Source organism: Ilyobacter polytropus DSM 2926, assembly GCF_000165505.1.
Classification (GTDB): domain Bacteria; phylum Fusobacteriota; class Fusobacteriia; order Fusobacteriales; family Fusobacteriaceae; genus Ilyobacter; species Ilyobacter polytropus.
The window spans coordinates 939441-961233 of sequence record NC_014632.1 but is presented as its reverse complement, the minus strand read 5'-3'; the positions used below and the strand labels follow the sequence as shown (position 1 = coordinate 961233).

Sequence of the window (21793 nt, the reverse complement as noted above, 5' to 3'; positions counted from 1 at the left end):
AGAGCTGTATTAAGACAGCTCTCTGATTTTTATTGTTTTCAAAGCAAAAATAACAAAGTTTAAAGTCTGTAACAATTAAAAATTACAAAGCAAATATTTAAATAACCTCTATACCTATTTTCGCCACTATCTCCTCTAGCCTTTCTTTGGCCTCTTCCTTGCTTTTATAACTTTCAAAAAAATAATTTTTTTCGTCTTCTAACAAAATATCTTCCATAAAAATTTCTACATTCCATACCGATTCTTTAAAGCTATTTCTGAATTTTATTCTAAGGACTATAATGGCATCTGTCCTCACAAGAGAGTTATCAAATTTTACAAATTTCATAGAAACCTCCTAAAATTTTTTTTGATTTATTTATCTGCATATTCAGGTTTTATAATAAAATTCCTCCTAAAATTTAGCTATCTTTAAAAGCTTTTTACAGAAAAATTAATATTTGATATTGACTTTATATCTTAAGAACGTTACCATATTTTATAAAATAATATTAATAAATAAATCACAATCAGCTATAAAGGAGGTTCAATGATTAAACTAATCGCAACAGATATGGACGGAAGTCTACTCAATGATGACCATAAAATTGATGATGAATTTTGGGAAGTTTTTAAAGAGATCAGAAAGAAAAATATTATATTTTCTGCAGCCAGTGGAAGACAGTATTATAATCTCTTAGAAAAATTTGATTCTATAAAGGATGATATGCTTTTTATAGCAGAAAATGGCACATATGTAGTGAAAAATGGGATAGAGTTTTTTTCTGTAACCATCGATAAAAAAGATGCCATAGAACTCATAGAGATAGGGCGGGGTATAGAGGGTGCCCATATAGTTATTTGCGGAAAGAAATCTGCTTATATTGAAAACAGTGATGAGAAACTTGTATCAGAAGTGTCTAGATATTATTCCCGTTTTGAAGTAGTGGAAGATGTCACTAAGATTGAGGATGATATTTTAAAAATCACTCTATGCGACTTTAAAGGTTCTGAAGAAAACAGCCACAAACACTTTATAAACTATGAAGATAAGTTTAATATAGCTGTCTCTGGGAAATTATGGCTCGATATTATACATAATAAAGCAAATAAAGGAGCTGCCATTAAAAAAATACAGGAATTTTTTCAAATAACTCCGTGTGAGACCATGGTTTTTGGAGATTACCTAAATGATCTGGAAATGGTAAAAAATGCAAAATACAGCTTTGCAATGGAAAATGCACATCCTCTTCTAAAAAAAGAAGCAAACTTTATAGCAGAAACCAACAATCAAAATGGTGTTGTTAAAAAAATAAAAGAAATTTTGCTATAAATTTAAAAATCCCGATAAATATATCGGGATTTTGTTATACTTATTTATGATTTATGCTGCTGTAACATATGCATAAATTAGAAATAATATTGCTAGAAGATAAACTCCCACAGCCAAATATATTGCCGGTTGAAAGTAGCCGCCTCTTTCTCTAAGAGCTTCTAATCTTCCTTTCTCTTTTTTATATTTGCTTTCAACATCATTTTTAGTATTTTTATACCTTACATATAACATATAAGGTGCTATTCCACCCATTGATATTTTTAGAGATAACATCATAGCCGGATATGTCGTTGCTAGAAATACACCTAAAGCAAGCAGACAGACTCCTTCTACAAACATCCTTCTATAAATAAAGTACCATCCTCCCCCTATAAATGCCCAAAATGACCAGCTCCACGCAAATTTCCCCTTTTTTGCATCATGTTTGGCAAAAGATTTTTTATACCATTCAAATCCTTTTTCTTTTCCTAAATAGCTCAACAGAGCCTTGTCTTCGTAATTCATTGATAATGTTCCTCCCTCAAGTTCAAACTGATTTGACTTACTTCGGTATTTTTTACCAATGGCAATCAGCAGAAGTTGTATAATTCTTAATTATAATATACCAAATATACTTTTTTCATACAATAAGTTTTATTATAAACTAAAAAAATAATATATTTATTTGAAAGTTTAATGATAAAATATCTTATAAATATCACAGGAGGAAATTCAATTGTCTAATTTAAATAATATTGAACCAAAGAAAGTTTTTCAATATTTTGAGGAAATCAGCTCTATTCCAAGAGGTTCTAAAAAAGAGGAAAAAATAAGTAATTATCTGGTAAACTTTGCTAAGGATAAAGGCCTAGAAGTAATACAAGATAAAGCACTTAATGTCATAATAAAAAAACAAGCTAGTCAAGGCTATGAAACCTTACCTGGTATTATTCTACAGGGGCATATGGACATGGTATGGGAAAAAAATCAGGAAACTGACTTTGATTTTGAATCTCAGGGAATAAAATTAATAGCTGAAAATGACTGGATATCTGCTGATAAAACAACTCTAGGTGCTGATAATGGAATAGCTCTGGCGTTTTGCCTTGCACTTTTAGATTCAGAAGATATTCCCCATCCTTATTTAGAGATCCTTATCACATCTGATGAAGAAACAGGTATGACAGGGGCCAAATTCTTAGACGGAAGTTTACTAAATGGTAAATATCTTATAAATATAGATACAGAGGAAGAAGGAGCTTTTTATGTGAGCTGTGCAGGAGGATTAAGGTTCAAAGTGTCTATACCATTTCAGACAATATCAATTGAGAAAAATAATTTTTTTAAGATAAAAATATACGGTCTAACAGGAGGACATTCTGGTGCCGACATTATTTTTCAAAGGGCAAACGCCATTAAAACTTTGGGAAAAGTCTTAAAAAAATTATCTTTTGAAAATACAATATATCTAGTTGATCTCACAGGTGGTTCAAAAGAAAATGCTATTCCAAGAGAGGCTGAAGCTGTTCTTTATATAGAAAACCCTGACTATGTATCATTGGAAAATACAATAAAAACTATTAATACTCAGTTACGAAAAGCATTCTACACAACTGACCCAGATATACAGGTAAGTATAGAAAAAATAACTGCCAATTACTACAAGACTGTGCTAGACAAACCTTCCACCAAACGACTCATAAACACTATCCTTCTTCATCCAAATGGTATAGATTCTCTAAGTTCAAATATTGATAATTTTGTAGAATCCTCTTTGAATTTAGGCAGAATAAGACTAGAGAATAAAAATATGATTTTAGAATCACTCATTAGAAGTTCTCAGGAACATAAACTAGATTATATTGCAGAAGAGCTCATGGCACTAGCAGAAGTTTCAGAAGGCTCATTTGAGGCAGGTGCTAGATACCCATCATGGAATTATCTTGAAACTTCTAAGCTCAGAGAATATATGGTGTCTTCCTTCATCGATTTATTCGGCAAAACTCCACAAATAAAAGCTATACACGCTGGACTTGAATGTGGTATTTTAAAATACAAACTGCCCGATGTAGATATTATTTCTTTTGGACCTGATATACTAAATGCTCACACTCCTCAGGAAAAGCTCTCCATCTCTTCTACAAAAAAATCTTGGGAGTTGCTCTTGAAGGTTTTAAAGGATTTTAAAAGCATTATTTAAAGATTTTTATATCAATAAAAGCCCTCTACAGTAATTCCTGAAGAGGGTTTTTATTTTAATTTATGTCTGCATCGTCCCTTACTTCTATTTCAGTTCCTTCAGGAGCTTTTACTTTAAAAAGATAGCCATTTTCCACCTTATAAATTTCTTTTCCATTTTTTACCTTAAAATCTGTATGTCCCTGGGCTTTTATTTTATTATAAGCTTTTTGAACATTTTCTACTAAAAAGGATAGATGTACTGGACCTGAATTCATAGAACTCCATTTAGAAAATTTTGTTCCTGATTTCGGTGTCTGAAGCTCTATCATAAAATCATCCAATTTCATCCAAGTATTATAATCTCTCTGATGAAAACCAGTAGTTTCTTTTACAAGCTCAAATCCCAAAACTTCAATATAAAATTTTTTAGATTTTTCATAGCAATCAGTCTGAATACATATATGATGTAGTTTCTTTATTTTCATATTTTTTCACCTAAATTTCTTTTTTTATAATTATCAGTCTAATTATATCACAAGTTTCTAATTTTCAAATTTAAAATACGGTAATTATTATCTCAAATATCGCTATTCAATTTTAAAATGAAATTATATTAATTTCATTTTAAGTTATTATTAATATTTGTGGCGTATTCTATCTTCACAGTGAGCATCGATAGGTTGATTAAGTGACTGGTTTAGAAGATTAAAGTTTTAAGTAGGTAATATCCACGTATTAATTTGATTTAATGTTTAAGTTATTCTGTTTCGAACGTGATGTCCGAAGGGATTTTCAAGTAAGACGGCATCATAAATACCATGTTAGTTTTTTTAAGAATTTCAAGAAGACATTTAGTTTTAGATTTGAAGCACCATTAACTGTTTAAAAGTCATTTAAATCAACAGTTAGGTATTTAAAGGTTTAGGTTTCTTAGTAAGTATTAAATAAACAAAGTGATGTTTCACTGTGGGAGGGCTTGGTAAACAAGCCCTCTTTTTTAATTTATTAAAACAATTTATTGATAAAATACTTTGAATTATTTAGACACTAAAACCTCATTAAATTTCATTAATACATATAATTTTATGTCCTAGATAAGATATTAAATCTACAAGAAAGAATTGTCTTTAAAATATTTCCTTTACTATTTTTGTTATATATGTTAGACTGTACTCAGTTATTAAGAATAAAATTTATTTCTAATTTTCGTTCAATACTTTATAAGTTTTGTGATGATGTAGTTAAAAATTGTTCTAAATTTCAAAACAAAATTTATGGAGGTATTACAAATGGTAAAGGGAACTGTAAAATGGTTTAATGGAGAAAAAGGATTCGGATTCATCACTTCTGAAGAGGGAACAGATGTATTCGCACATTTCTCTGAAATTCAAAAAGACGGATTCAAAACTTTAGAAGAGGGAGAGCAAGTAACTTTTGAAATCACTCAAGGGCAAAAAGGTCCTCAAGCTTCTAACATCAAAACTGTTTAATTAAATAATTAAAGCTGTCTTAAAAGACAGCTTTTTTTTATTTTTTTTTGCTTTTTAAAAATTTAATTTTTAGATTTATTTGTTATATATTTCCAAAGGGCATTTTTCATATCAATTGGAAAATCAGTCATAATACCATCAGCTTCCATGTCGTATAATTTTTTCGTAGTCTCAATATCATTAGAATTCCATACATATACCTTCTTATTATGATTATGGATCTCTTTTATAATTTCCTTGTTTGCACACTTTGCATTAATGTGAATACTGTATATATCCATTCCAAAGTCGGATATATCTTTATTAATAGTAGAAATACATCTTTTGTATAGAAATGCTATTTTAATTTCCGGAATTAATTTTTTAATTTTTTTCAGTGAAGAATGATTAAATGAAGATACAATGGTGTTTTCAATTCTTTCATGAAACAGCAATAAATCTGCCACTTTTTCAGCAACAAGATCCCTGCTTTTTCCTTTGATTTTGAGCTCTATATTTAGAATAATATCTTTTGGAAAAAATTCTAAAACTTCACTTAAAGTCGGAATTTTTTCCCCTTTAAAATCCTCTAAAAAATAAGATCCAAAGTCATTTTTTTTGATCTCAACCAATGCAAAATCACTAACTTTACCCTTTCCATCAGAGACATTATCTATAATCCAATCATGACAAACCACAACCTCATTGTCTTTAGTAAGCTGTACATCAATTTCTACCCCGTCACTTCCCTGATCTAAAGCCAGTCTTACTGACGATATAGTATTTTGTGGTGCATAACCTGATGCTCCTCTGTGTCCAAATATCTTCAATTTTCCCCTCCTAAAATTTTTCTAATAAATTCACCTGTAACCTCTCGTAATAAAAAGTATTCTTAAATTCTTTTTATAAACATATCTAACCTCAATTTAGTTTTCTGAAATTTTAAGCTCTTCCTTTTAACAAAATGTGAAAACAAATATAGTATACCTTTGTTGACTTTGTTTTAAAAATGAAATATCATTAAATTGTAGTAAATAAGCACAAAAAGATTTATAAATGATTTTAAAACTTAAAATATGTAGCGGAGAATTAGAGAGACTACACAAGACAGACAGCTATCTGGCTGCCAATCTTTGGGTTTCCTTTTTTGTTTACAGCATATGTAAATATTAAAACAATAAAGGAAATATACATAAGTTTTTCTAAAATATTAATTAGAGTTGAAATTTGATTTTAACATAAAAATAATCGAGGAGGAGATGTATGAAAAAAATAATCAATAACCCTGAAAATGTAGTAACTGAAATGTTAGAGGGTGTTGTAGAAGCACACCCTGAATACCTGAAAAAATTAGATGGGTTTCATGTCCTTGTTAGAAAAGATTCACCAATCAAAGGGAAGGTAGCTCTCGTAAGTGGAGGAGGGAGTGGACACGAACCTTCACACGGAGGATATGTAGGTACAGGTATGCTAAATGGTGCCGTAGCAGGAGAGGTCTTTACATCACCTACTCCAGATCAGGTCCTTGAAGCTATAAAAGCTGTAGATGGAGGAAAAGGAGTTCTTCTTGTTATTAAAAATTATACAGGAGATGTAATGAATTTTGAGATGGCTGCTGAAATGGCTGCCATGGACAACATAAAAGTAGAAAAAGTTGTTGTCAATGATGATGTTGCAGTAGAAAACAGTACATATACTGCTGGTAGAAGAGGAGTCGCCGGAACAGTATTTATCCATAAAATAGCCGGGGCAGCAGCTGAAGAGGGAAGAGACCTTTCTGAGGTAAAAAAAGTTGCTGAGAAAGTAATAGAAAATGTGAGAAGTATGGGAATGTCACTAGATGCATGTATCGTTCCTGCTGCTGGTAAAAAAGGTTTTATATTAGAAGCAGACGAAGTGGAGATAGGTCTTGGAATTCACGGAGAACCTGGAGTTTCTAAAGAAAAAATAAAAACTGCAGATGAACATACTGAAGAACTTATGAATAAAATATTAGAGGATATCCAAATAGAAAAGGGAGAAGAGGTAGCTGTAATGGTAAACGGTCTAGGGGCTACTCCTCTCATGGAACTTTACATTGTAAACAGAAAAGTAGCAGAAATTATGAAAGCAAAAGAAATCAAAATAGCAAACACTTTTGTCGGTAATTTTATGACCTCTCTTGAGATGCCTGGATTCTCTATAAGCATCCTTAAATTAGACGACGAACTTAAAAAACTTTTAAATGCAAAAGCTGATACACCTGCATTCAAACAATTCTAAAGGAGATAATACTATGATTGACAACAAAAAACTTTTAGATGTTCTTAATAATATAGGGGATCGTATAATAGAAAATAAAATGGTTTTGAATGACCTCGATACTGCGATTGGAGACGGAGACCACGGCATTAATATGTCAAGAGGTTTTACAAATGTAAAAGATAAACTAAAGGACCTCGAAGGTAAAGACTGTACTACAATTTTAAATACTGTCGCTATGACTCTTATTTCAACAGTCGGAGGAGCTTCTGGACCTCTGTATGGAACAGCTTTTATGAAAAGTGCCGCTGCAGTAAAAGGAATGGAATCCATCGACTCCAAAGCTTTTTTGAGCATACTCAAAGCTTCTATAGACGGCATCCAAATGAGGGGAAAAGCCGTAAAAGGTGAAAAAACAATACTCGATTCTCTTATCCCTGCATATGAAGCCTATGAGAAATCCCTCAGTGATGAAGAGTCTGGAACAAAGGCTTTAGAGCAGGCAGTAATAGCTGCAAGAGACGGAGTGGAGTATACAAAGACTATTAAAGCTACCAAGGGAAGAGCAAGTTACTTAGGAGACAGAAGTATTGGGCATGCTGATCCTGGTGCTACATCTACCAAATTGATTTTAGAGGCGATCTTAGAAGTTTTATAATTAGGAGGAATTCATGATAGGACTCATCATTGTATCCCACAATAGAAATTTAGGAGAAGAAATAATCAACTTGACTTCTGAAATGAAAAGTTATCCATTTAAAGTTGTGAATGGAAGCGGTACTTCAGGGGACTACTATGGAACTGAACCAAATATCATCCTTGAGGCTATTAAAGAAGCTGATGAGGGTGATGGAGCGGTAATTCTATGCGATCTAGGAAGTGCTGTTATGAATGCTCAGATGTCTTTAGAATTTTTAGAACCTGAACAGCAAGATAAAATAGTAATAGCAGATGCACCTATAGTGGAGGGGGCTCTTGTGGCAATGTCTGCCAATTGTCCAGGGATAAGTATAGGGGAATTGGTGGAAGAGATTGAAGAAAGCAGAAGTTTTTCTAAACTCGAGTGACAAGATAACTATAATAAAAAGAGGGGCTCTTATTTATTAGAGTCCCTCTTTTTATTACTTTTTACCTATTTCATAACTTTTTCAAGTATGTTTTTTACCCCTTCTCCACCTTTTGACTGTACAAAAGAGAGTATAACAGGAACAAATTTACCTACCATATCTCCACCTAGATCAAGGTGTTTAAATCCACTAGCTAGACCTGCAAGATGTCCCGCTTTACCACCTAGCAAAGAAGTCAATCCACCTATAACTCCAGCTTTTGGAGCTGATGAAATCATCCCCTCTATATCAGGGACTGCATCAGCTACCTGACTAAATTCTTCTCCCTGGAGTTTGTCCTTTGCCATTTTAAATATAAGACCTGAACCACCTTTTGCTTGCTCTTCAGTTACCCCCAATTGACTTGTCAACATTTCAATTAATTCCATGGATTTTCTCCTCCTTTATAATTTACAGTCGATAAGCTTTCCATCAAAAATAGATTATATGCAAAATCTAGACCAAAATATGACTATTAATTATAAGTACATTCATATATATGTTTTATGATGCAGATTGAAAAAATCCTCTTATTTTTTCTTCAAAAATAAAAAAACAGCATTATCCAAACAGCTGTTTTTTGTCAATCCTATTAAAATTTTATCAACCAAACTTGGGCTTTATCTCCTCTTCTTCATCATATCTAAGATCAATAAGTTCTGTATCACCTTTAAGGGCCTTTTCTTTCCCATCCATAAAATAGCTCTTGCCTTTTGGGACTGAGCAAAATACTTGTTCTCCAGGCTGGATTATCTGTGCTTCTTGAATATAAACTGCTCCACTGACAAAGTCCAATACTCTCTGAGAATTTTTTGCATCCAATTTTGAAAGGTTAATATGAACTATTCTCTCTTTTTTAATGTGCTCTACTATACTCATACATTCCTCAAATTTTTCTGGTTTTAGAAATACTATATCGAAATTCATAGGCTGTCTCCTTTTAATACATAGTTCTTATTTTATATATTAATATTTTTATTGGGAAAATACAAGGGAAGACATAATTTAATTTATTAATTGAATACCATCTTCTATGATTTTTTTCTCAATATATTCATTTTCCAGATTATCAGGAAGAATATTTTCATTATTCTTAAATTTCTCCCTGAGTTTCAATATCTCTTTTTCAACCTCTTGTATATATTCTTCACTGCCTGCTAAACCAATAGGCAGTGTTTTTAATAATTTTAATGAGATCATTCCCATCTCAGGTCTTAACTCATGCTTTCCTAGACCTGCTGTTATAAATCTAAGACCTTGGTGTATAGCAATCCCTTGTCCAGCATAAGCTAGTCCGTTTGAAGGATCATCTATAGTTTTTAAAATACCGTTTATATCTAAAAATCTATTGGCAACAACAAGAGGTTCTTCGATGTAAAGCTTTCCCATATTATACATTCTGTAAGTCATATCTATTTTTCGAACATGATAAAAAGGCAAAGTTATAAGAGAAAGTTCTTCGAGTTTTATATAAAGAAGTCCGTCTGTTCCTAAAATTTCAGAAAGTTCTATAGGATGAACAAGTGAAAGCTGCCCCCCATCAGTTATACCCTCATTGAGCAAAAGTTCATCTGTCTTTTGCATAGGCTGAACCTCGTAGCCTTTGGGATTTTCAATAAAAGCTGCATAGATAACCTCCCTTAGAACCTCTGCCCCTGATACATCATTTGTCAGGTTGTCTATAGGTAAAATAGCAAGTTTTGCAGGAGAAACATTTGTCTCACTCTGTCGCACCATTCTTCTGCTGCTGCATCCTGTAAAAAAAATCAGGAGAAGGATAGTTGTTATTACTCCTCTTCTCATAAAAACACCCTATCTTTTAATTTTTACTACTGCCGGAAGGTCAAATTTTTCACCGTCAAAAACTGCAATGGCTGCGTCTTCACCCATATAATCAATTATTTTGGCTGTTCCCTTCTTTTCTTCTATATACCCTAAAAATTCTCCTTCAAATTCTATTTTTTCTCCCTGTTTAAAAACATCTAGCTTAGTCCCTAATTTTAGATTACTTATTTTCCCTGAGTTAATTATTATTTTATTTGAATATGCTTTTGCTACTTTTGCACTCCACGGTGTCTTATCAATTCTCTCGATAATATTTTCCATAGAATCAATCGTGGCAGCTCTAAAAGCCTCCTGCTCAAGACTTTCATCATACCCTCCTGAAGTTCCTACACCAAAAGTTGTTCCATATTTTACAGTAGAATAACCTTCTCCAAGTTCACTCCAAACTTTACCAGTTCTAACATCAATAACTTTGATATCAATTGCCACTTCTGCTCTCTGTTCCTTTGATTTAGAAATTATTTTACTTGAACCTGTCGTATTTACTGCATATTTTGTAATTGAACCGACAATTACATATTCCGCATCTAAAAACTGCTGCTGACCGGAAATAATACCCTGTCCAAGTGCATTGGAAAACTCGGTTTCCTCCATTACAGCATCAAGATCTTCTCTTTCCAAAACGATAAACTTATTGGTCTTGGAAAATTCAGCTATCAAAACATCCTTTGCTATATCTCCAAGTCTTTTATTTCCAAATCTTGTTTCATTTTTGACTTTGCCTATGACTATCTTTCTCTTAGGTCCAGCCTGTTCCTTAGATTCATCATACTCCCTTAGCTTTTGAATTTTGTCATCCTTTTTTACAGTACTTGTAGTCTTACTGCAAGCTGTTATTGTAAGTAATATTAGAAAAAACGCAAATATTTTTTTCATGATTTTTCCCCCTTAAAGCATTGCTTTTACTTTTTCTATTATCTCCTCTGCTGATAAACTACTTGTGAAACCTGCCGCCTTTATATGTCCTCCGCCACCAAATAATTTTGCAATGGCATTAACATCTTTGTCATGCTTACTTCTCATACTTCCTTTTATCTTACCTTTTTCCTCTTCCCTTAAGAACAGAGATACTTCAGAACCTTCATAGGAATTGATTAATTCCACCAGACCTTCTGATTCCTCTTTTTTAGCATCTAGCTCTTTGAGAGTTTCGATAGATATAAACAGATGAACAAGTTTTTTTTCAGGAACATACACCATATCTTCCAAAGCTTTTCCCATTAACCTAAGAGTTGACATGCTTTTGCTGTTATAAAACTCCCTTACAATTTTAGAATTATCTACTCCCTTTTCTAATAGATCACTTGCTAGTAAGAATGTATTTGTTGTAACATTTGAGTGGGCAAAATTTCCAGTGTCATTTACAACTCCTGTATAAATTGCCTCGCCTATAAGTGTATCTATTTCTATTCCCATTTCTTTAATAAATTTATACATTATCTCAGAAGTCGAAGATATATTTTCTATGCAGTCTATATCTCCATATCTGGTATTGCTTGTATGATGATCTATATTTATAACGAAACTGTCATCCCCTATAAGTTTTTCTACACTCCCTATCCTCTCCTTGTTGGCAGAATCAAGACAGATAACGAGATCAAAATTATATTTGCTATTAACATTTTTTATATTTTCAATCATTTCGGTTCCTTTGAGAAATTTAAGATTCCCTGGAACATTGTCTTCTAATACAAATCTCACAACTTTGTCCATATAGTTCTCATCTAACTGACTTTGAATCCTATTATATCTGTTCAATGCCAGAAAAAGTGCAAGTCCAGATCCTAGGGCATCTCCATCTGGATTTATATGAGACGTCAGAAGAATTCTTTCAGAATTTTTTATTTTGTCAATTATTTCGGTATAATTACTCATTTATCCTCCTAAATTTTTGGGATAACAACCCCTAAATTGGTATAATATCTATTTTGTTTTTTATTAAAAGTTTTGCTGTAACACCGTCACCTTCTACCAATTTGCCTGTGAAATCACCACTGTAAATTTTACCATAGCCACAGGATGGGCTTTTCCCTTTCATTAGGGCAAGTGAGCAGTTGTTTGCTAATGCTTTTTCAAGAGCCAAATAAGCTCCTTTATTAAATTTCTCTGTTACATCTGTATTTTCTTTGTTTATTACTCTGTTATTTTTTATCTCTGCTGGAACTCTAGGAGTTTCTAAGCCACCCATTACTTCTGGACAAATTTTTATATATAACACGCTGTTTTCAAGTTTTTCTAGCAAACTACTTTTATTGTTGCCGCCCTTATAATTACAGTTTTCACCTAAAAGACATGAGCTTACAAGAATTTTAGGATTAATTTTTTTGATTTCTGAATTGTCCCTTTTCATGTATTTTAGGAGAAGTTCATTATGAGGATGAATTTCATACATAGGCTTTAATACAAAATTTCTGTCTATGTACCTAGGATGTGGGATAGTTAATTCTTGTATATCAATCTTTAAATCATCATAAAAAATTATATCTATATCTATCGTCCTAGGACCCCACCTCAGTTCTCTTATTCTGCTAAGCTCTATTTCTATCCTCTGCAGATTTCTCAAAAGCTCAAAGGGAAGAAGCGTTGTTTTTATCTCCAAGGCTATATTGTAAAAACTATCCTGTTCTGTTACTCCCCAGGGAGCTGTCTCATAAAAAGAGGATATTTTACTTACTTTTACTCCATTAGTGATATTTATCCTTTGAATCGCAGAAACAATATAATAAAGTTTATTTCCCATATTAGAGCCGAGGCTGAGGTAGGCCAGCCTTTCTTTAGTCATTTTTACTTCTCTCTATTTCTACACCTACATAATCAAAATGACCAGGTATAGGGGCTTCTGGTTTTTTTATTCTTACTTTTATCTTATTTATATCAAAGTTCTTTAGAATATCCCCAGCGACAGCTTCTGCCAGTGCCTCTATAAGCTTATAACTTTTTCCCCTGGCAATATTCTCTACCCTCTCATAAATATCTGCATAGCTTACACTTTTCGTGAGGTCATCTGTAATTCCGGCTTCTTTCAAAGGTTTACTTATCTCCATGTCAATAAAAAACTTTTGACCCAGGGTCGTCTCTTCTGATAAAACTCCGTGATATCCGTAAAAAGCCATATTTTTTATTATTATTTTATCCATCTTACCACTTCCATTATTTTATTGGAGTAAATCCCTCACCCAAAACTTCATATACTTCTGATATTATAACAAAGGCTTCAGGGTCTACTGCTTTTATATGTTCTCTCAAATCATGTATCTTCTTATTTCTCATTACAGTCATTATCATTTTTCTCTCTTTACTTGTATATAACCCCTCTATATCCAAGCCGTTTCCTGTACTATCTAATTCTGTTATTATTATATTCCTTATCTCTTCATATTTATCGCTAATTATGTATACCATCTTACTGTAACTTACACCTTCAAATACCTTGTTAATTACCACTCCAATAGCATAAAGAGTTATTATGGCGTAAAGAGCCTTTTCAAAACCAAAAACTAATGCTGCGATCGAAACAATAATAAAATCAACAACCATCATGGAATATCCCATTGAAAGTTTTAAATATTTATTAATAACCTGAGCCAGGATATCTGTTCCTCCTGTACTCCCACCAAATTTCATTATCATACCCACACCGAGTCCCACAAGAAGGCCACCATATATTGTTGCCAAAAACAGGTTTCCGCCCTTTGCAAAATCGATAAGTGTATCTATATTCGGAAATAAATAATTTAGAAGATCCACATAAATAGAGAGTAATACAGTTCCTAAGAAGGTTTTAAACCCATAAGCTTTTCCAAATATCTTAAGTCCTATAAGAAATATAGGTACATTCAAAAAAAGCATGGTTACACCTACAGAAGTTCCCCATATAGAATTTATTATAATTGCAAGTCCCGAGACACCTCCTGGAGCTATCCTCGCTGGTGCTAGAAAAAAAGCTATGCCGGCTGCTGTAATCAAAGAACCTAGATTAACTATAAAATAATCTAAGAAAATACTTTTTCTTTTTCTCTTTCTTTTCATTATTTTCCCTTTCTGATTTAACCTTTAATTTTCCTGAAAATCCAGGATTCTTTTTTCTTCCTCTGTAAATCTACCGTAACTCTCTTCATAAGCTTTCTCAGGATCATGCCCCAATTTTTTTGCCATTAGATTCATAGTCGCTACCTCAACCATAGCGGCAGCATTACGTCCTGATGAAATATATAATTCTGCCTTATGTACTGAACTTTCAAGGAGTTCTATTGATCCTCCAGAGTACTTCGTAGAAGTAAGGTATTCATCAGATTTTAACTCCCTCAATTCCAGTATGGCATCTAGTCTTTTTGTAAGTCTCACGGACCCCAAACCATAAAGAGCCTTTATGTCAATAATACCGAGTCCTCTTATTTCCATGAAATGAGGTAGTTTAGCCGCTCTTCCCAAAATATCTCCACTAGGGTGCTTTATAAACTTAACCATGTCGTCTGCTATAAGCCTGTGTCCCCTGTGTATAAGCTCAAGAGCAGTTTCACTTTTACCTATTCCACTTTTACCTGTTAGTAAGACCCCAAAACCGTACATCTCTACAAATACACCGTGTAGTGTAATAGAAGGTGCAAAATAAGTCTCAAGAAACGAGTTGAAATCGGCTATAATCTGACTGGTTTTGCTCTTATTATATCTGAGAAGTATTCTTCCTTTTTCCTTTATGGCATCTATAAAATATTTTGGTATATCATCTATTTTAGAAAGAATTATAGCTGGAAAATTGTAATCTAAATAAGTCTCGAGATTTTTCTTTCTTGTTTCTTCATCCAAACTTTCTAAGTATCTAAACTCTCCTTCAGAAAAAACCTGCAGCCTATCCGATCCATCCTCATCTATCATGTCATAATATCCTGACAGAGCCAGAGCAGGTCGATGAATACTGGTTTTATAAATAAAAGCAGATTCTAACTTGTCCTCGCCACATAATACTTCTAAATTAAACTTTTTCTTTAAATCATTGACTGATAAAGATATATGGTTTTTCATACCTTCTTCTCCCTGATTTCTCATTTTATTTTCTAATATTAATTTCTTAGTTTCATTTAAAAAATACTCTGCTGAATTAACTCCAGATTTTTTCAACCTGTGATTTATTGCAGCTGTTTCCAAAATAACCGCCAGATTTCTTCCCTTACGTACAGGAAGAGTCAGCCTTTGAATTTTTATCCCTAGAAAATCTTCAAAAACCTGATCTAAACCAAGTCTGTCATAAAATTTTCTCTCATTCCATCTTTCAAGATTTACAAGAAGGTTTATCTGCTTTTCCTTTCTTGTGGATCCCAATCCAAAGGTATCAGTTAGATCTATCTTCCCACCACCTTTATGAACTAAAAAAAAGTGTTCAGAATCTGATGATTTATCAAACCTGTTTTCACCTACAAGTTTGTCATCTCCAGTTTTTTTCAGAATAGCATTATTATCTGTTATAAATTTATGCCCTCTTTCGATAAGCTCTATGGTAACACCTTGTTTTGCATCTACATCTCCTGTGATCAGAATTCCGATACCAAAAATCTCTAAGAGTATATGATCATTTAGCATCATCTCTGAAGCAAGTTTTTTCTGGAGAAAGTATTTGATATCCCTTATAAATACACTGGCTCTTTGTTTTTTTCTGAGAAGACTTTTATTGTTTTTTTCAGCTATTTCAAGAAATTTTTCATCGATTGTATCTATGTCACACAGTATTATTGCTGGAAAAGCATAAGAAAAATATTTATTTAAAATTTCAACTCTTTTATCGACCTCTAATCTTTTTAAATAAGTCATTTCTTCATTCCCGAAAACCTGAATATATGAGTCTAAAATATCTGAATTCTCATCAAAAAAACCAGTTAATTCAGGGCCTGACCTATTTATATTTGGGGTTGTCATTTCATAGTCTAGATTTCCCTCACATACAACTTCTAGATCGAATTCTGATATAATCTCTCTTATAGATATCGATTTATGAGTAATTATTCTATTGTTCAACTATCACAACTCCTTCCACTTGTAGTTTTTCTTTTTCTAATTTTTCAAGGGCAATTCTATAGTTTTTATTTTCCAAAAAATCTTCATTTCTTGTCAGAGAGTTTTCTCGTATTTTACTGATCAAATTCTCTTTTCTAACTGACCGCTCTAAAACATGAACCTTGCAATGAAAATAAACTATCCTAAATAGATACAACGGAGCAGCTATCAAAAATAGCAACAACATAAGTCTAAAAAAAACTATTCTTTTCTTCAAAATTAAGCCTCCTGCTTAAATCTGCTTAAAAGATAAAAAGAGCCGCATATTACTATTACTTTTTTATCCATAAAAAATGCCTTTTTATAGGCTTCTTTTATATCATTTTCTATGAGGGATAATTTAAAGGAATCTGTATATACAGAAAGTTCCTCTCCTTTCAGACCTCTTTTAAACATCTCAAGAGAAGTAAGGATAATAGTATCAGAAAAACCTCTAATCTCTCTCATTATATTTGGAATATCCTTATCGTCTAAAACTGAAACTACCGCTACAACCTCTTCAGGAGAAAATGAAAGATTTAAATTTTCTCTCAGCTTTTCAGCAGCATCAGCATTGTGAGCTCCATCTAGTATTACCAAAGGAGTTTTGCTATAAACTTCAAATCTTCCAGGCCACCTTACTTTTGCTGCAGCCCTTTGTATTACTTCACTTTCTATGCCCAATATTTTTAATGTTTCATAGGCACATAAAAAATTCCCCACCTGGTACTCTCCAAATAGAGAAAAAGAGTATTTTTTATTTTCTATATTTATCTCTGTAAGAAAATTTTCCTTATCAAGAGTATACTCTATATTTTTATACTTACTCTTTATATTCACAAAGTTCTCTGTCTCATTTCTTATGGCTTTTATAAAATCTAAATTGTCATCTCCTACCACAACTATGCACTTCTTCTTAATTATCCCTGCTTTTTCTTTGGAAATATCATATATATTATCCCCTAAAAAACCTACATGGTCTAAGCTTACATTTGTAATGACAGCTATTTCAGAATTTACAACATTGGTGGCATCATATCTTCCGCCCATTCCTGTTTCTAAAACTACAAATTCAGCTTTTTTATCTGCAAAATACAAAAACATCATAGCGGTTGTCATTTCAAAAAAAGTCGCCTTAATCCTTTTTTCTTCTACAACCTCTTTTACCTTAAGGTAGTAACTGCAAATCTCTTGATCCTCTATTTCATTCCCACCAAACTGTATTCTTTCATTGAACCGTATTATATGAGGTGAGGTAAACTTCCCTACTCTGTATCCTGCTTCTATAAGCCCTGCCTCTATAGTTGTCGCTGTAGAGCCTTTCCCATTTGTACCTGCTATGTGTATGACCCTGTATTTGTCCTGTGGGTTTCCGAGAGCCTCACACATTCTCTCGATGTTTTCAAGTCCGAGCTTTATGCCAAACATTGAATAGGAATAAAGTTCGTCGAGTATTTTATTTGTATCCATAATTTCCCTTCCTTTAGATCCTTTCTAGTATCCCTTCTAAAATCTCCTTTGAGTTCTTTGCAGCTAAATGTACAAATTCAGCGAAATCAACATCTGCATCATGATTTGCCTTATCTGAAATAGATCTTAAAATCAAAAAAGGAGTATTAAATAAATAACACACATGTGCCACAGCTGCTCCTTCCATCTCGGTACATTCTCCGTTGAAAGTATCTCTAAGCCACTTGATCTTGTCTATAGAAGCAACAAACTGATCTCCGCTCAGAATTCTTCCTGTCCACACTTTTTCTTTTCCAAATTTCTGAACGGCTACCTCTTCAGCAATGTTTTTAAGAGTCACATCTGCCGTGAAAACAGAATTTTCCATTCTAGGTATAACTCCATGGTCAGTTCCAAAGGCTGTGGTGTCAAAGTCATGCTGAATGAGTTCTGTAGAAACTACTATATCTCCCACCTCTATATCAGGATTGACTCCTCCGGCAACACCTGTAAATATTATTTTATCAACCTTATAGTGGTCTATAAGAAGAGTGGTACAGATTGCAGCATTTACCTTTCCTATTCCGCATTCTACAAGCACTACATCTTTACCTTTTAATTTACCTCTATAAAAAGTCAGATTTACTTTTTTTTCCTCCTGAATATTTTCCATAACTTCTTTTAATTCTATAATCTCTTCGTTCATTGCTCCTATTATTCCGATCAATTTTTTTCCTCCGTTTTCTTAATTTTTTTCTTCTAAATTTCATTGTTTTTCAACAGAATTTTTCAAAAAAAGTATAACATATACCATACCTTTAAGCAATTATTATGGGGATTTTATTGACTTTGTATTTGGTAAAAAGTATACTTCCCATAAGAAGGGAGGAGAGTCTTATGAAAAAACTTATTTTTTCGATAGCCATACTTTTTCTTGCTGTTGCATGTTCTAGTGTGGATTATTCTGAAAACAAGAAATATCCAGATTGGGTGCTTAGACCAAGCTACAAAAAAGGAATTGCCGGTGTAGGTTCATCTAAGATCACAGAGTTAGGATTTGATTTTGCCAGAAAGGAAGCTATGGCTAATGCAAGGGCTGATCTTGCCAAGCAGATAGGACTCAAAGTTAATTCTACTTTAAAATCTTATACTACCAAGGCCGGGATAGGCGACAATGCCGCAATTGATAAGATGGTAGAAGAAGTTTATGAGGATATTGTTAGTCAAGACCTTTTCAATTCACGGATTATCGAGGCTTGGGAAAATCCTCAAGGAGAACTCTATGTATTGATGGTCGTTGACAATGAAGATATAATACGATCAGCTGAAAAAGCTGTAAATAATATTGATACCTCCACAAATCCGGAACTTATAAAATTAAAGGCTGATGAAGCTGGAGACAGACTACATCAAGAATTAGAAAACTTTTTCAATTAGTATAGGGGCCGTTAGGCCCTTTTAATAATTAAGCCCTACAAATATCAATTTAATTTATCTGAAAGGATGATTCCAATGAAAAAAATTTTAATTTTTATTTTTAGCATAGCCTTATTTACTCTAGCTTTAGCTAGTGACATAGTCGGCACAGGATATGGTTCTACTGAAAAAGAAGCCAGGGAAAACGCTCTAAACAATCTTTCTCAACAGATAAGGGTTACAGTAGAAAGCAACTACTCCAGTGAAAAAACATTAAAAAATGGAGAAATGGAAAAAAATCTAAAAAACAATGTAAATCTTTTTTCTAAAAATGAACTTTTAGGAGTTGAATATAAGGTTAAAAAATATTTCCTAAGAAAAAAATATAGAGTACGTGCATCTATAAGTGATAAAAAACTTCCATTATATGAAAATAAAGTATCTGCTCTCAAAAATGAGATATATTTAAATATATCAAAAGTTGAAAAAACTGACAGCCTACTTCAAAAAAAGGAACTTTTAGAAAAAAGCATCTCTGATTTTGAACTATATGATAATTATAAAAATATGGCCTCTATACTTGGAAGTGAAAAAGTATTTTCCATTCAGTACACAAAGGCCCAGTTAAGAAATCAACTTAACAATGTAAACAACATATTAGATGCCCCTAGAATAGTTTTTGTATCTATTACAGGAGACTTTCCCAGCGAATCTTATGACTATATAAAAAACAAAGCCGATGATCTGATAACAGAAATTTTTCAAACCTCGTCAAAAAAACTTGCCATAGTAAATGATATGGATGAAAATGTAAATACAATTTTCAACATTAATGTTAACTCATATGTTATCGACAAAAAGGAACCTATTTTATATAACAACAAACCTATTACCAAAGAGAGATTTGAAGCCTTTATTAATCTATCTATAACTGCACAAAATAAAGAGATGGATTCATATATCATAAGTAAAACTGCATCGGCCAGTTCCTATGATGTAAGTTCTAGAAAATCCGCTATGTTTAAGGCAATAGACCTTCTATTTAAAAAAGAAAAAGTGGAACTTAAAAATAGTTTTTCATTTTAAGCAAATAAAAAAACCGGATATCCGGTTTTTTTATTTGCCTAATTTTTCTATAAAGTTGTCAGTATCTTTGGACCCTCAGGAGTAATTGCTATAGAGTGTTCATACTGTACACATACACTTCCATCTATTGTTCTAGCAGTCCATCCATCAGAATCTATTTTAGCCTTCCAATGTCCTAAGGTAATCATCGGTTCTATTGCTATAGTCATCCCGTTTTTTAATTTAGGACCTGTTTTTGCTTCTCCCACATGTAGTATTTCAGGCTCTTCCCAAAGAGTACTTCCAACTCCATGCCCTGCAAATCCAACTACTATACCATAACCTTTAGGTCTCACATATTTCTCAATTGCATTTCCTATATCCCCTATACAATTCCCCTCTACAGCCTGTTCAATACCTTTGTGAAGTGCCTCTAAGGTTGTCTCCATAAGGTCCTTTATCTCTTGTCTGACTTCTCCAACAGCATAAGACCATGCCGAATCTCCGTGAAAACCATTGTACAAAGCCCCTATATCAATGGTTATAACGTCCCCTTCTTTTAGAGGCACGTTATTTGGCATCCCGTGACATATTACATCGTTAGGAGCTGCACAGGTGGAAAAAGGAAATCCGTGGTAACCTTTAAAACTTGGGATAGCTCCTTTTTCCCTTATATATTTTTCAACCATTTCATCTATTTCAAGGGTTGTAACCCCAGGTTTTATCATTTTTTTGATTAGTCCGTGGCATTCAGCTACTATTCTTCCTGCCTCTCTCATGATTTCAATCTCTTTTTCGCTCTTTAATATAATCAATTCATACCTCCCAATATTTTTATTACTTTCCATAGTTTACTCCTAAACATAAATAATTTCAACTATTACAAAGGAGATATTGTCTTTTCCCCTTATTTTACATTTTTCCAGTATAAGCTCTGCTGCTGTGTTCAACTCCTCAGAAAGAAAATCTTCAATTTCATTAAATGACAACTCCTCCCACACACCGTCACTTGAGATAAAAAATTTATCTCTTTTTTTTATCTCTAACTCTTCGACAGAAGATTCAAATTCATCTGAACCAGCAATCAATGCAGAAGTGACAATATTTTTCCTAGGGTGTTTTCTTATCCAGTTGTGCATTTCGGCCTCATTTTCAAACTCCTCTTTTTTAGCTAGTTCCCACACTAGAGAATGGTCATCTGTCATCCTTATGAGATTCTTTCTCATAAAATAAGTCCTGCTATCTCCTATATTAAAAATAATAGCTTTATCTCTTTTTAAGTAAACCCCCGTCAAGACAGTCCCCATACCGTAAAGTTCTATTGTTTTATTTGCCAGATTCCCTAGTTTGTCATTGGCCATTTTAAATATTTTTTTTAGTTCTTTATTTCCTCCAACTCTGCAGTTTTTTAAACATTTGAGTACACTAGCACTTGCTATCTCCCCCCCTGCATGGCCACCGAGACCATCTGCAACAGAGAAAAATCCTTCGTCCACGTCTATCTCTCTTAATTTGAAATCCTCAAAATTTGATTCTGAATATACATTGTCATAGATTAATATTGAATCTTCATTATTTTCCCTTGTGTTTCCTATACCTGTATAATAGGCGACTTTTATTTTCATTACAATTCACCTCCATCATATTTATATTAAAGCTGGAAATGAATATTCCTTCTGAAATCGGATTCTTACTTTTAA

Annotated in this window: 26 protein-coding genes; 8 read left to right on the top strand and 18 right to left on the bottom strand. The window is 32.8% G+C overall.

The window, feature by feature from the left end; all coding sequences use genetic code 11:
• Positions 1-97: 97 nt before the first annotated feature.
• The gene (locus ILYOP_RS04380; RefSeq protein WP_013387314.1) at positions 98-328 is read right to left on the bottom strand and encodes a hypothetical protein; all 231 of its coding nucleotides are present in this window, start codon (positions 326-328) and stop codon (positions 98-100) included.
• Between the two features lie 201 nt (positions 329-529).
• On the opposite strand from ILYOP_RS04380, the gene ILYOP_RS04375 reads away from it, so the two are divergent.
• Positions 530-1312 (top strand): Cof-type HAD-IIB family hydrolase, encoded by a 783-nt coding sequence (locus ILYOP_RS04375; RefSeq protein WP_013387313.1) that lies wholly within the window; start codon positions 530-532, stop codon positions 1310-1312.
• A gap of 51 nt (positions 1313-1363) precedes the next feature.
• Here ILYOP_RS04375 and ILYOP_RS04370 read toward each other — a convergent pair whose 3' ends face one another.
• Positions 1364-1819: a DUF2628 domain-containing protein gene (locus ILYOP_RS04370; RefSeq protein WP_013387312.1), complete on the bottom strand. Its 456-nt coding sequence runs from the start codon at positions 1817-1819 to the stop codon at positions 1364-1366.
• A gap of 211 nt (positions 1820-2030) precedes the next feature.
• Here ILYOP_RS04370 and ILYOP_RS04365 point away from each other — a divergent pair, with 211 nt between their 5' ends.
• Positions 2031-3494, top strand: a complete 1464-nt coding sequence (locus ILYOP_RS04365) for an aminoacyl-histidine dipeptidase (RefSeq protein WP_013387311.1) — start codon at positions 2031-2033, stop codon at positions 3492-3494.
• A 55-nt stretch (positions 3495-3549) separates the two neighbouring features.
• Here ILYOP_RS04365 and ILYOP_RS04360 read toward each other — a convergent pair whose 3' ends face one another.
• Entirely contained in the window at positions 3550-3960 is a 411-nt protein-coding gene (locus ILYOP_RS04360) for a VOC family protein (RefSeq protein WP_013387310.1), read from the bottom strand.
• An 804-nt stretch (positions 3961-4764) separates the two neighbouring features.
• Between ILYOP_RS04360 and ILYOP_RS04355 the strand changes: the two genes are divergently transcribed.
• Complete coding sequence (locus tag ILYOP_RS04355) at positions 4765-4965, top strand: cold-shock protein (RefSeq protein ID WP_013387309.1); 201 nt, start codon at positions 4765-4767, stop codon at positions 4963-4965.
• 62 nt (positions 4966-5027) lie between these two features.
• On the opposite strand, the gene ILYOP_RS04350 is transcribed toward ILYOP_RS04355, so the two are convergent.
• On the bottom strand, positions 5028-5774 hold the full coding sequence (locus tag ILYOP_RS04350) for a glycerophosphodiester phosphodiesterase (protein ID WP_013387308.1): 747 nt from the start codon (positions 5772-5774) through the stop codon (positions 5028-5030).
• 433 nt (positions 5775-6207) lie between these two features.
• On the opposite strand from ILYOP_RS04350, the gene dhaK reads away from it, so the two are divergent.
• From dhaK to dhaM, 3 genes are read left to right on the top strand one after another with little or no spacing between them, the layout of a single operon-like run.
• The gene (gene dhaK, locus ILYOP_RS04345; RefSeq protein WP_013387307.1) at positions 6208-7206 is read left to right on the top strand and encodes a dihydroxyacetone kinase subunit DhaK; all 999 of its coding nucleotides are present in this window, start codon (positions 6208-6210) and stop codon (positions 7204-7206) included.
• A gap of 13 nt (positions 7207-7219) precedes the next feature.
• Entirely contained in the window at positions 7220-7843 is a 624-nt protein-coding gene (gene dhaL, locus ILYOP_RS04340; protein WP_013387306.1) for a dihydroxyacetone kinase subunit DhaL, read from the top strand.
• A gap of 13 nt (positions 7844-7856) precedes the next feature.
• Positions 7857-8252, top strand: a complete 396-nt coding sequence (gene dhaM, locus ILYOP_RS04335; protein ID WP_013387305.1) for a dihydroxyacetone kinase phosphoryl donor subunit DhaM — start codon at positions 7857-7859, stop codon at positions 8250-8252.
• Positions 8253-8317: 65 nt separating this feature from the next.
• Here dhaM and ILYOP_RS04330 read toward each other — a convergent pair whose 3' ends face one another.
• From ILYOP_RS04330 to ILYOP_RS04270, 12 genes are all read right to left on the bottom strand, one after another.
• Positions 8318-8680 carry a DUF2780 domain-containing protein gene (locus ILYOP_RS04330; RefSeq protein ID WP_013387304.1) on the bottom strand — a complete coding sequence of 121 codons (363 nt, stop codon included), beginning with the start codon at positions 8678-8680 and terminating at the stop codon, positions 8318-8320.
• Between the two features lie 214 nt (positions 8681-8894).
• Positions 8895-9218 (bottom strand): cell division protein SepF, encoded by a 324-nt coding sequence (locus ILYOP_RS04325; protein ID WP_013387303.1) that lies wholly within the window; start codon positions 9216-9218, stop codon positions 8895-8897.
• Positions 9219-9296: 78 nt separating this feature from the next.
• Positions 9297-10094: a GNA1162 family protein gene (locus ILYOP_RS04320; protein WP_013387302.1), complete on the bottom strand. Its 798-nt coding sequence runs from the start codon at positions 10092-10094 to the stop codon at positions 9297-9299.
• Positions 10095-10103: 9 nt separating this feature from the next.
• Complete coding sequence (locus ILYOP_RS04315; protein WP_013387301.1) at positions 10104-11012, bottom strand: CsgG/HfaB family protein; 909 nt, start codon at positions 11010-11012, stop codon at positions 10104-10106.
• A gap of 12 nt (positions 11013-11024) precedes the next feature.
• The gene (locus tag ILYOP_RS04310) at positions 11025-12011 is read right to left on the bottom strand and encodes a DHH family phosphoesterase (protein WP_013387300.1); all 987 of its coding nucleotides are present in this window, start codon (positions 12009-12011) and stop codon (positions 11025-11027) included.
• A gap of 31 nt (positions 12012-12042) precedes the next feature.
• On the bottom strand, positions 12043-12918 hold the full coding sequence (gene folK / locus ILYOP_RS15485; protein ID WP_013387299.1) for a 2-amino-4-hydroxy-6-hydroxymethyldihydropteridine diphosphokinase: 876 nt from the start codon (positions 12916-12918) through the stop codon (positions 12043-12045).
• Positions 12911-13273: a dihydroneopterin aldolase gene (folB, locus tag ILYOP_RS04295; protein ID WP_013387298.1), complete on the bottom strand. Its 363-nt coding sequence runs from the start codon at positions 13271-13273 to the stop codon at positions 12911-12913. The genes folK and folB overlap by 8 nt, the downstream gene beginning before the upstream one ends.
• A 13-nt stretch (positions 13274-13286) precedes the next feature.
• A complete protein-coding gene (locus tag ILYOP_RS04290) occupies positions 13287-14165 on the bottom strand; it encodes a YitT family protein (RefSeq protein WP_013387297.1) in 879 nt (292 codons plus the stop codon).
• 24 nt (positions 14166-14189) lie between these two features.
• Positions 14190-16145 carry an HPr(Ser) kinase/phosphatase gene (hprK, locus tag ILYOP_RS04285; RefSeq protein ID WP_013387296.1) on the bottom strand — a complete coding sequence of 652 codons (1956 nt, stop codon included), beginning with the start codon at positions 16143-16145 and terminating at the stop codon, positions 14190-14192.
• Complete coding sequence (locus ILYOP_RS04280; RefSeq protein ID WP_013387295.1) at positions 16135-16401, bottom strand: hypothetical protein; 267 nt, start codon at positions 16399-16401, stop codon at positions 16135-16137. The genes hprK and ILYOP_RS04280 overlap by 11 nt, the downstream gene beginning before the upstream one ends.
• Positions 16402-16403: 2 nt before the next feature.
• The gene (locus tag ILYOP_RS04275) at positions 16404-17633 is read right to left on the bottom strand and encodes a bifunctional folylpolyglutamate synthase/dihydrofolate synthase (protein WP_013387294.1); all 1230 of its coding nucleotides are present in this window, start codon (positions 17631-17633) and stop codon (positions 16404-16406) included.
• A gap of 13 nt (positions 17634-17646) precedes the next feature.
• Positions 17647-18339 carry a 5'-methylthioadenosine/adenosylhomocysteine nucleosidase gene (locus tag ILYOP_RS04270; protein ID WP_013387293.1) on the bottom strand — a complete coding sequence of 231 codons (693 nt, stop codon included), beginning with the start codon at positions 18337-18339 and terminating at the stop codon, positions 17647-17649.
• Between the two features lie 170 nt (positions 18340-18509).
• Between ILYOP_RS04270 and ILYOP_RS04265 the strand changes: the two genes are divergently transcribed.
• Both ILYOP_RS04265 and ILYOP_RS04260 read left to right on the top strand, forming a co-directional pair.
• Entirely contained in the window at positions 18510-19049 is a 540-nt protein-coding gene (locus ILYOP_RS04265) for an LPP20 family lipoprotein (RefSeq protein ID WP_013387292.1), read from the top strand.
• Positions 19050-19124: 75 nt separating this feature from the next.
• Positions 19125-20114, top strand: coding sequence for an LPP20 family lipoprotein (locus tag ILYOP_RS04260; RefSeq protein ID WP_013387291.1), 990 nt, complete (start codon positions 19125-19127; stop codon positions 20112-20114).
• Positions 20115-20161: 47 nt separating this feature from the next.
• Here the strand turns inward: ILYOP_RS04260 and map are convergent, their stop codons facing one another.
• Both map and ILYOP_RS04250 read right to left on the bottom strand, forming a co-directional pair.
• On the bottom strand, positions 20162-20941 hold the full coding sequence (gene map / locus ILYOP_RS04255; protein ID WP_013387290.1) for a type I methionyl aminopeptidase: 780 nt from the start codon (positions 20939-20941) through the stop codon (positions 20162-20164).
• A gap of 9 nt (positions 20942-20950) precedes the next feature.
• Positions 20951-21718: a PP2C family protein-serine/threonine phosphatase gene (locus tag ILYOP_RS04250; RefSeq protein WP_013387289.1), complete on the bottom strand. Its 768-nt coding sequence runs from the start codon at positions 21716-21718 to the stop codon at positions 20951-20953.
• Positions 21719-21793 lie beyond the last annotated feature (75 nt).

What these genes read in the sequence shown, in the direction of transcription:
- ILYOP_RS04375 (WP_013387313.1), top strand. Translation starts at nt 530, where the DNA reads ATGATTAAACTAATCGCAACAGATATGGACGGAAGTCTACTCAATGAT.
- ILYOP_RS04330 (WP_013387304.1), bottom strand. Translation starts at nt 8,680, where the DNA reads ATGGAATTAATTGAAATGTTGACAAGTCAATTGGGGGTAACTGAAGAG.
- ILYOP_RS04325 (WP_013387303.1), bottom strand. Translation starts at nt 9,218, where the DNA reads ATGAATTTCGATATAGTATTTCTAAAACCAGAAAAATTTGAGGAATGT.
- ILYOP_RS04370 (WP_013387312.1), bottom strand. Translation starts at nt 1,819, where the DNA reads ATGAATTACGAAGACAAGGCTCTGTTGAGCTATTTAGGAAAAGAAAAA.
- ILYOP_RS04360 (WP_013387310.1), bottom strand. Translation starts at nt 3,960, where the DNA reads ATGAAAATAAAGAAACTACATCATATATGTATTCAGACTGATTGCTAT.
- folB (WP_013387298.1), bottom strand. Translation starts at nt 13,273, where the DNA reads ATGGATAAAATAATAATAAAAAATATGGCTTTTTACGGATATCACGGA.
- ILYOP_RS04265 (WP_013387292.1), top strand. Translation starts at nt 18,510, where the DNA reads ATGAAAAAACTTATTTTTTCGATAGCCATACTTTTTCTTGCTGTTGCA.
- ILYOP_RS04320 (WP_013387302.1), bottom strand. Translation starts at nt 10,094, where the DNA reads ATGAGAAGAGGAGTAATAACAACTATCCTTCTCCTGATTTTTTTTACA.
- folK (WP_013387299.1), bottom strand. Translation starts at nt 12,918, where the DNA reads ATGACTAAAGAAAGGCTGGCCTACCTCAGCCTCGGCTCTAATATGGGA.
- ILYOP_RS04260 (WP_013387291.1), top strand. Translation starts at nt 19,125, where the DNA reads ATGAAAAAAATTTTAATTTTTATTTTTAGCATAGCCTTATTTACTCTA.
- map (WP_013387290.1), bottom strand. Translation starts at nt 20,941, where the DNA reads ATGGAAAGTAATAAAAATATTGGGAGGTATGAATTGATTATATTAAAG.
- ILYOP_RS04380 (WP_013387314.1), bottom strand. Translation starts at nt 328, where the DNA reads ATGAAATTTGTAAAATTTGATAACTCTCTTGTGAGGACAGATGCCATT.
- ILYOP_RS04315 (WP_013387301.1), bottom strand. Translation starts at nt 11,012, where the DNA reads ATGAAAAAAATATTTGCGTTTTTTCTAATATTACTTACAATAACAGCT.
- ILYOP_RS04355 (WP_013387309.1), top strand. Translation starts at nt 4,765, where the DNA reads ATGGTAAAGGGAACTGTAAAATGGTTTAATGGAGAAAAAGGATTCGGA.
- ILYOP_RS04275 (WP_013387294.1), bottom strand. Translation starts at nt 17,633, where the DNA reads ATGGATACAAATAAAATACTCGACGAACTTTATTCCTATTCAATGTTT.
- ILYOP_RS04250 (WP_013387289.1), bottom strand. Translation starts at nt 21,718, where the DNA reads ATGAAAATAAAAGTCGCCTATTATACAGGTATAGGAAACACAAGGGAA.
- dhaM (WP_013387305.1), top strand. Translation starts at nt 7,857, where the DNA reads ATGATAGGACTCATCATTGTATCCCACAATAGAAATTTAGGAGAAGAA.
- ILYOP_RS04310 (WP_013387300.1), bottom strand. Translation starts at nt 12,011, where the DNA reads ATGAGTAATTATACCGAAATAATTGACAAAATAAAAAATTCTGAAAGA.
- ILYOP_RS04290 (WP_013387297.1), bottom strand. Translation starts at nt 14,165, where the DNA reads ATGAAAAGAAAGAGAAAAAGAAAAAGTATTTTCTTAGATTATTTTATA.
- dhaL (WP_013387306.1), top strand. Translation starts at nt 7,220, where the DNA reads ATGATTGACAACAAAAAACTTTTAGATGTTCTTAATAATATAGGGGAT.
- dhaK (WP_013387307.1), top strand. Translation starts at nt 6,208, where the DNA reads ATGAAAAAAATAATCAATAACCCTGAAAATGTAGTAACTGAAATGTTA.